The organism is Pseudomonas sp. MWU318 (assembly GCF_016756945.1).
Classification (GTDB): Bacteria; Pseudomonadota; Gammaproteobacteria; order Pseudomonadales; family Pseudomonadaceae; genus Aquipseudomonas; species Aquipseudomonas putida_A.
In genome coordinates this window covers 927,991-935,394 of the sequence record NZ_JAESJL010000001.1, presented here as the reverse complement: position 1 = coordinate 935,394, position 7,404 = coordinate 927,991, and the positions used below count along the sequence as shown (strand labels likewise).

At 59.0% G+C, this 7,404-nt stretch carries 10 protein-coding genes; 5 read left to right on the top strand and 5 right to left on the bottom strand.

The genetic code is table 11. The features are described from left to right. Positions 1-78 precede the first annotated feature (78 nt). The 3 genes from JN524_RS03980 to JN524_RS03970 all read right to left on the bottom strand — a co-directional run bounded on the left by JN524_RS03980 (position 79) and on the right by JN524_RS03970 (position 2,763). On the bottom strand, positions 79-1,185 hold the full coding sequence (locus JN524_RS03980; RefSeq protein WP_202368546.1) for a DNA alkylation repair protein: 1,107 nt from the start codon (positions 1,183-1,185) through the stop codon (positions 79-81). A gap of 2 nt (positions 1,186-1,187) precedes the next feature. Continuing rightward, positions 1,188-1,793, bottom strand: a complete 606-nt coding sequence (locus JN524_RS03975) for a glutathione S-transferase (protein ID WP_202368545.1) — start codon at positions 1,791-1,793, stop codon at positions 1,188-1,190. A 61-nt stretch (positions 1,794-1,854) separates the two neighbouring features. Beyond that, positions 1,855-2,763 (bottom strand): MurR/RpiR family transcriptional regulator, encoded by a 909-nt coding sequence (locus JN524_RS03970; protein WP_007966905.1) that lies wholly within the window; start codon positions 2,761-2,763, stop codon positions 1,855-1,857. A 402-nt stretch (positions 2,764-3,165) separates the two neighbouring features. On the opposite strand from JN524_RS03970, the gene JN524_RS03965 reads away from it, so the two are divergent. The 3 genes from JN524_RS03965 (at position 3,166) to JN524_RS03955 (ending at position 5,713) form a co-directional block, all read left to right on the top strand. Further along, positions 3,166-3,570, top strand: coding sequence for a TraR/DksA family transcriptional regulator (locus JN524_RS03965; RefSeq protein ID WP_003225981.1), 405 nt, complete (start codon positions 3,166-3,168; stop codon positions 3,568-3,570). Positions 3,571-3,795: 225 nt separating this feature from the next. Continuing rightward, a complete protein-coding gene (locus JN524_RS03960) occupies positions 3,796-5,400 on the top strand; it encodes a methyl-accepting chemotaxis protein (RefSeq protein WP_202368544.1) in 1,605 nt (534 codons plus the stop codon). A 112-nt stretch (positions 5,401-5,512) separates the two neighbouring features. Then, positions 5,513-5,713 carry a hypothetical protein gene (locus JN524_RS03955; protein WP_007966907.1) on the top strand — a complete coding sequence of 67 codons (201 nt, stop codon included), beginning with the start codon at positions 5,513-5,515 and terminating at the stop codon, positions 5,711-5,713. A 6-nt stretch (positions 5,714-5,719) separates the two neighbouring features. On the opposite strand, the gene JN524_RS03950 is transcribed toward JN524_RS03955, so the two are convergent. Both JN524_RS03950 and JN524_RS03945 read right to left on the bottom strand, forming a co-directional pair. Beyond that, a complete protein-coding gene (locus JN524_RS03950) occupies positions 5,720-5,956 on the bottom strand; it encodes a DUF2789 family protein (protein WP_115989511.1) in 237 nt (78 codons plus the stop codon). Positions 5,957-6,002: 46 nt separating this feature from the next. Then, entirely contained in the window at positions 6,003-6,278 is a 276-nt protein-coding gene (locus tag JN524_RS03945) for a hypothetical protein (protein ID WP_202368543.1), read from the bottom strand. A gap of 401 nt (positions 6,279-6,679) precedes the next feature. Here JN524_RS03945 and JN524_RS03940 point away from each other — a divergent pair, with 401 nt between their 5' ends. Both JN524_RS03940 and JN524_RS03935 read left to right on the top strand, forming a co-directional pair. Further along, positions 6,680-7,150 (top strand): hypothetical protein, encoded by a 471-nt coding sequence (locus JN524_RS03940; RefSeq protein WP_007966910.1) that lies wholly within the window; start codon positions 6,680-6,682, stop codon positions 7,148-7,150. Between the two features lie 8 nt (positions 7,151-7,158). Further along, on the top strand, positions 7,159-7,356 hold the full coding sequence (locus tag JN524_RS03935) for a hypothetical protein (protein ID WP_027612962.1): 198 nt from the start codon (positions 7,159-7,161) through the stop codon (positions 7,354-7,356). The last annotated feature ends 48 nt before the right edge of the window (positions 7,357-7,404 follow it).

Sequence of the window (7,404 nt, the reverse complement as noted above, 5' to 3'; positions counted from 1 at the left end):
CTGTTGGCCAAAAGCAGCCCCATCCGTAATTCCCTATCAGCCCGAGTCTCGCCAGATCAACGGAACCTAATAACGGTATCACTCAGCAACGATCTCAAACGCACCACCCCCCAAAACCTCCCCGTTAACCAAAACCCTAACCCCATGCCGCCCCAAAAAATGCCTCCGCGTCGTAAAATCCCTAATCACCTGCCGCCTCCCCACAATCACTTCCCCAAACCCCGCCAACTCCACCGTCTTCAACTTGAAAACCTTCCCCGACACCCCGCCATTCGCCTTCACATAGTCAATCGCATAATCAATCACCAACCGCTGTTCATGCGCCACCGTCGACTTCACTGTAAACGACAACGTAATCGCCTCACCCAACCTCACCACCGCCGGCTCAACCCGCACATCCAGCAACTCAACCTCTGCCTTGGCCCCCGCACCAATCACCGTCAGCGCGCGCAAATCTCCCTGTTTGATCAAACTGCGCAACGCATGCTTGGCAATCCACGCCGTGTGTTTGTTCTCCAGTGGCCAGCCTTCAATCGTGTCCAGCACCCATTCCGGATGTTCCTTGGTCACGTCGTTCAGATGGTTCGCCACGGACTTGCGCACGTACAGGCTCTCGTCGGCTTTCAACCGATCGAGGATTCCGGCGGTCAGTTGCGGGTTGGCTTGCACGGCTTCCAGGCGGAATGACCAGGGCAGGCGGGGGCGGGTGCCTTCGCTGGCGAGGCGGCGGACGTGGTGGTTTTGGTCTTGGGTCCAGTCGTGCATGAGTTCCAGCGAGCGTTCGAGGTCGCTGCGCAGGAAGTGGCGGATGGCGAATTCGGAGGAGCCGAAGGTGGTGAAGTATTTCAGCGCTTGCATGGAGGTATCGAAGGCGTGGCCGCCGTAGCTGGCGACGTAGTGCGGCAAGCACATGCTGACGAATCCGCTGTTGAGGCGGGGGGCGAGTTCGCGCAGGACTTCGAGGGAATCTTCGTAGTCCAGCGGCAGCACGGCATGCAGGCTTTCGCTGACGCGGGCCATGCGTTGCATCACCGACAATTCCGCCAGCCCTTGGTTGGCGTGTTTGAGAAACACCTTGGCCTTGAACGCCGGGTACACGGCGCTCATTTCGCTGGCGATGTGTTGCAGGCGTTCGGCGTTGAAGATTTCCTTTAACGCCGGGGCGGCGGTGTCGGTGGTGCTCATGGTCAGGTCATCGGGGTGCTGACGAACGCTTCGAGGGTTTCGGTGTACGCGGTGTATTGGGCAATGTGCGGGTAGCGGCGGGTGTCGATCTGGTCGGGGACGACGAGGTCGGTGAAGCTCCAGGCGACGGCGAGGCTGATGCCGGCCTGGGTGAGGGTGCCGTCGGTGGGCAGGCCGGTTTTTTCCAGTTCCTGTTCGAGGGCGGTGAAGGCGGCGGCGAGTTGGCCTTCGACGCGCTCGACCCACGGTTGGTATTGAATGTCGGCCGGGCGCAGGTTGCGTTCGTAGTAGAGCTGCACGGCTTTTTCGCAGGCGGCGAGGCTGAGGCCGATCAGGCGCAGGGCGTGGGCGCGTTGTTTGAGGTCGCTCGGCAGCAGGCTTTTGCCGCTGGCGGCTTCCAGGTAGTCGAGGATCAGGGTGGAGTCCATCAGGACCACGCCGTCGTCGAGGATCAGCGTGGGCGCCTTGACCACCGGGTTGATCTGCTGGAATTGCTCGAAGTGGCGGAACACCGAGACCGATTCATGTTCGAGGTCGATGCCGAGGCGTTTGGCGGAGATCGCCACGCGGCGCACGTAGGGGGAGTCCAGCATGCCGATCAGTTTCATGACGCGTTCCTTCAAGTCGAACCGGTGGGAAGGCATAACCTAGCCGAGCCTGAGGCAAATGTCAGTCGTCAAAACCGGCCTGCTCATGAATCTCGTCCACATTCAATTCCAGCCGATACGCCACCGCCACGAACAACGCCTGACACAAACACAACGTCGCGCTCAGCGAACGGAACGCCAGTGCGCTGCCCTCATTCACCAGCAGCAGGCTGTTGGCGTTTTTGGCCAAAGGCGAGAGGTGGCTGTCGGTGAGGATCAGGGTGTTGGCCTGTTGCTGGCGGGCATAGCGCAGGCAGTGTTGGGTTTCCTTGGCGTAGGGGGTGAAGCTGATGGCGATGACCAAATCACCGCTACGCACGCTGCGCATCTGCTCGCGATAACTGCCGCCCAGTCCGGAAACCAGGTGAATGCGCTTGTGAGTGTGTTGCAAGTTGTAAACGAGGTAGTCAGCGACGGCGAAGGAGCGACGTACGCCGACCACATAGATGTTGTCGGCGTTGACGATCAGGTCGACGGCTTTTTCGAACGCGACGTCGTCGAGTTCGCGGCCCAGGCGTTCGATGCCGGAGCGGGTGGCGTCGATGCATTCGCGGGCGAGGTCGCCGTCGCTGGCTTGCTGCGACTGGTTGGCGATCATGCTGCGGATGCGTTGCTGGTAGTTGTGCACCGGCGAGGCTTTGTGGGTGTAGGCGGCGCGGAACAGCGCCTGCATCTCGCTGAAGCCGCTGAAGCCGAAACGCTGCGAGAAACGCACGATGGCGGACGGATGCACCTCGCATTCGCGGGCGATGTCGCTGATGCGATCGACCATGATCCGGTCGCTTTGCTGGCTCATGTAGCTGGCGATGCGTTTGAGTTGACGCGGCAGGGTGTCGTATTCGTCGGTGATCAGTTGCAGCAGACGCTCGGCATTGATCGGGGGGCTGGCGAGGGGGCGCTCGTCGTTGGCCGGCAGATCGGGGCGGGGCATAAGTCTTCCTTTAGGCTGATCAAATCACTCTGTGGCTGATGTTAGGAGGGCTTTTGGGGTTCTGCTTGGCTGAAACGATGCACCGGGAGAAGAAAAATTCGCGATGAGGCACCAGCGGTTAGCCGTTTGTCTTCTATATACAGCCGCTCGACTGAATTTCTTGCTATAAACGCACTCCGATGACCGCCACGAAGCCTGTGTCAGACCCGTTTACGGCTGTTGTCGGACAAATTCCCGGTATTTACAGTTGCTGAGGCCTCAAACGGGCCTTAGACTGCCGCCCCTTCGTAAATTGAGTGCCGGGTGGCGTTTGCAATAAACGATGCCTTTTCGTCGACCGGACACGGTTCGCCGGAACGCTCCCTATTTCGCCTTAATGCACGTTTTTTTATAGAGATATCAATGACAAAGGACAAGTTGCTGGCCATGCCGGCAGATGACTACATGAATGCCGAGCAACACGCTTTCTTCACTGAGCTGTTGCAGAACATGAAAGTCGAAACCCACGAGCGCATTGAGCAAAACCGTATCGCCATCGAAAGCCTGGACACTCCGGCCGACCCGGCGGACGCGGCTTCGGTTGAAGAAGAGCGCACCTGGCTGGTGAACGCGATCGATCGCGACCAGCGCATGCTGCCGCAACTGGAACAAGCCCTTGAGCGCATCAAGGAAGACAGTTTTGGCTGGTGCGACGACAGCGGCGAGGCCATCGGCCTGAAACGCCTGCTGATCAGCCCGACCACCAAGTACTGCATCGAAGCTCAAGAGCGTCACGAGCAGATCGACAAGCACCAGCGTCAGGCCTGATTCCATGGTTGCCCCCTGAATCGGGGGCGCCTGCAAAAGATCGCAGCCTTCGGCAGCTCCTACACGAGCTGATGGGGCTGCGATCTTTGCTTTTGCTCGTCTGCGATATTTTGCGCGCCGTTCCATTGACCTGCTGCAGACTCCACGACTAACGGACCATGGATAATGGCGTTCTAGTGGCGTTTAATGCAGTCACAACAATGAGAACAAGCGTGGGGTGTTGAAATGACGAGAGATGGATCTCTGGTTGGGGCCTTGCCCGCACCAGTGCTGTTGCCGAAAAACCGCTGGATCGCTCCGACCCTGCAAAGCATCGCCCTGATGCTGTTGCTCGCCGGCATGACCCTGGGTGGATGGTCGCTGTACATCGGCATGCCGCTGGCGGTGCTGATTGTCTGGCTGCCGCGCCTGCGTTCGCGGGTCATTCCCGATGCTGCGCCTGTCGATGCCGGCAGCGCGATTTCCGAACTCACCCGCGATCTTTCCTACACCACCAGTCATAACGCACTGTCAGCTGCCGGTGTGGCGTTTTCCGTCAAGCAACTGGCGGGCAAACTGGAATCGCAACTCGACGCAGCGGCGCAGATTGTCAGCAACGCCGAAGTGATGATCGCCACCGAACACGCCACTTCGCAGCTCAGTCGTGAAGCGCTGGACGCCGCCAGCGAAGCGCATCACAGCAGCGCGGCGGGGCGCACCGAACTGGTGGATTCGATTGCGCGCATGCATCAACTCAGTCAACGCGCGAATGCCAGCCGTGAATTGATCGAAGCCCTGAGCCTGCGCAGCGATGATATTCAACGGGTGACGCTGGTGATTCAGTCCATCGCCAGCCAGACCAATCTGCTCGCCCTCAACGCGGCGATTGAAGCGGCGCGGGCGGGTGAGCATGGCCGTGGTTTTGCGGTGGTGGCGGATGAGGTGCGCGGTCTGGCAGCGCGGACTGCCTCGGCGACCGGCGAGGTCGGCGAGATGGTCGCCGATATTCAGCAGCGTACGGCGCAAGTGGTGGAGCAGATCCGCGAGCTGTCCAGCGATCTGCAGATCGGTGTCGAGCAGGTCGAGAATACCGGTCAGCATCTGGAAAACATCGCACGGCTGACGGCGGGAGTGGAAGCTCAGGTCGGTGAAATCGCCCGTGGCGCGGAAACCAATCGCGAGCAGCTCGACAGTCTGTTCAAGGCCATCGAGCAAATGCGCAGTGATCTGGCGATCAGCGATCAGCAGACCCGACGCCTGGCCGAGGCCGCTGTGCAGATGGAAGGGCAGGCGGAAACCATCAGCGAGCGTCTGGCCGAAGTCGGTCTGGATGACTATCACCAGCGCGTCTATGACCTGGCGCGTGAGGGCGCGAGTCAGATTGCGGCGCGGTTCGAAGCGGATGTCGAGCAGGGGCGGATCAGCCTTGAGGATTTGTTCGACCGTCAATATCAACCGATTCCCGGGACGCAACCGGCGAAGTTTCAGACCCGTTTCGACCGCTACACCGATCAGGTATTGCCGGCGATTCAGGAGCCCCTGCTGCCGCGCCATGAGGGGTTGGTCTTCGCCATCGCGTGCACGCCGCAGGGTTATGTGCCGACGCACAACCTGGCGTTCAGTCAGCCGTTGACCGGTGACGCGCAGGTCGACGCGGTGGGTAACCGCACCAAACGCAAGTTCGCCGACCGCACCGGGATTCGCTGCGGCAGCCATCAACAGGCGGTGCTATTGCAGACTTACACCCGCGATACCGGCGAGCTGATGCACGACTTGTCAGTGCCGATCATGGTCAAGGGCCGGCATTGGGGCGGACTGCGTCTGGGCTATAAACCGGAAAATCCGCGCTGATCGATTGTTACCGCTCGCGCAATGAATCTGTGCACGGGCGTTGCTGTTTCCTCTGCGATGAAGTCATTAACATGGCCGTTAGTTAGGTAGCTAATGAAATCGAGAGGTCAGTATGTGCAGAGTCGATGTCGCGGTGATGATTGGCAGTGGTGTGCCCGCCGGATTGCGCGCGATGGGCCAGAGCGTGTGCTGGGTGGTGTTGCTCAATGGTGAGCGGCGTGGCACCGCGTTCGCCAGTCGCGACGAAGCGGAGGAGTGCAAGGCTGCCTGGCTCGCGCAACTGATGGCCGAGCCTGGCGACAGCCTGCACTGACATTTATTAACGTCCGTCGTGCAGGCGTACGTTCAATTCATCGACCATCACCGCTTCTTCGCCGTCGGCGCGCAGCCACTCCTTCAGCAGTTGCGCCTGTTGCGGTGTCCAGAACTCGGCATCGATCAACTTGGTGTTGGCATCCAGCGGATGCGCTTCGATGAAATCGTCGATTGCCTCGTTGTCCGATGGCAGGCCCAGTTGGTCGAACAGGGTTTTCAGATCATATGCAGGCAGTTCCATCGTGTACTCCTTTTGCGTGTGCCGGAATGGCGCTGTCGCTCGCTCTTTATCTGAGGCAACCGTTGGACAAGAGTTCGATTCGTGATTCAAGCGAGCGGGCGAGGGCGCACGCCTCGTTATGGTCTTCGCGGAAACCTCTTACACGACCGGTGGAAGATTCCTTGATATGAAAGAACGCGTTACCCGCCGGAACGACCTGAAATCGCGGTCTGTGATTGCCTGCTCCGTGCTCCGCAAGTTCAGCCAGATCGGTGCCTTGCAGCACGAACGGCGTGTCGATGACGGGTTTGGAAGGCTGGGCAAAGTGAGTCAGAGTGCACATATGAAGTCCTTTTCATGAGATAGCCGACGGTTACAGGTCGGTTCGGGTAGTCGGAAGGAGCATCGCTGCTCTAGAATCGCCAGTGTCTGCTGGCGACAGGTGCCTATCTAAAGCAATTTTTTACCGGCGATATGTCGGAAAAGGGCTTTTTTTCGTCAGTTTTTTCCCTAAAGTTTGTAGTCCGTCTTCGTTGCGCTTCAATGAAGATTTTTCCTTCAAGGCCTGGCGAACGTCGAGGCAAGTTTCTCGCGTGACTTTCCAGTAGTCTTGCGAACTTGTGATGTATGGGCGCTCCGCTTGTTTCAGGTGTACTGAAGTCATTCGGTAACAGCATCGGCCTGGCCGTTTTTTTGCCGTGCGCGTTTTGGCGCAGGGTACTTTTCAGATGTGGGGATGTTTCTTTGGCAGTCAGTAATCTCGATATGCATGCTTTGTTCGTGTTGGGTGATTTGCGTGCAAAGCTGGTCAAGCTGTTTCAATCGCGTTTTGTTTACATCACCGAACAGAACGCCGAAGGCATTTACGTGGCCGAGATCGATACCGAAAGTGCATTGGTGGTCGATGACAAACCGGGGCTCAAGCTCAAGGTCGGCGATCATTTCAGCGCGGCCGTGCTGCCCAGCCGTGAAGGCGGCAAGATGGACATCCGCTTTCGCGAAATCAAACTGACGGTGTACGGCCTGGGCGACTACGCCTTTGTCGATACAGCGGACGGCCACGCGATCCTTTTCAAGGAAGGCCACAGCGTGGTGACGGTGTTTGCCGCGCACCAGCAACTGCAGGAAGGCCTGACCAAGACCCTGAAAGCCGTTACCGGTAAAGCGGCGAAGTGGCGCAAGGGCGAACTGATCACGTTCAAGGCCAGCGAGTGATCGGTGGTGTGAGTCGCGCCGACTTCCATTCGCAAAACCTTGACCGTGCGCGTGAGGAGGCATTGCGCCTGTTCAACGCCAAAGCCGAATTGCAGGGCGCGTGGCTGAACTGGGTGGCAGCGCAGATCTACACCTTGCGGCCTGCGGAATACGCCAGCATGGTCAGACGCGAGCTGCAAAGCTTGCAGGAAAAGTCTGAAACATAACCTCGCCGGGATGGGGCCCCGGAAAAAGCAGGAACCTCGGCTACAGTC

Coding starts and splice junctions, on each gene's coding strand:
- JN524_RS03975 (WP_202368545.1), bottom strand. CDS start 1,793: ATGAAACTGATCGGCATGCTGGACTCCCCCTACGTGCGCCGCGTGGCG.
- JN524_RS03955 (WP_007966907.1), top strand. CDS start 5,513: ATGTGCAGAGTCGATGTCGCGGTGATGATTGGCAGTGGTGTGCCCGCC.
- JN524_RS03980 (WP_202368546.1), bottom strand. CDS start 1,185: ATGAGCACCACCGACACCGCCGCCCCGGCGTTAAAGGAAATCTTCAAC.
- JN524_RS03965 (WP_003225981.1), top strand. CDS start 3,166: ATGACAAAGGACAAGTTGCTGGCCATGCCGGCAGATGACTACATGAAT.
- JN524_RS03945 (WP_202368543.1), bottom strand. CDS start 6,278: ATGTGCACTCTGACTCACTTTGCCCAGCCTTCCAAACCCGTCATCGAC.
- JN524_RS03970 (WP_007966905.1), bottom strand. CDS start 2,763: ATGCCCCGCCCCGATCTGCCGGCCAACGACGAGCGCCCCCTCGCCAGC.
- JN524_RS03950 (WP_115989511.1), bottom strand. CDS start 5,956: ATGGAACTGCCTGCATATGATCTGAAAACCCTGTTCGACCAACTGGGC.
- JN524_RS03960 (WP_202368544.1), top strand. CDS start 3,796: ATGACGAGAGATGGATCTCTGGTTGGGGCCTTGCCCGCACCAGTGCTG.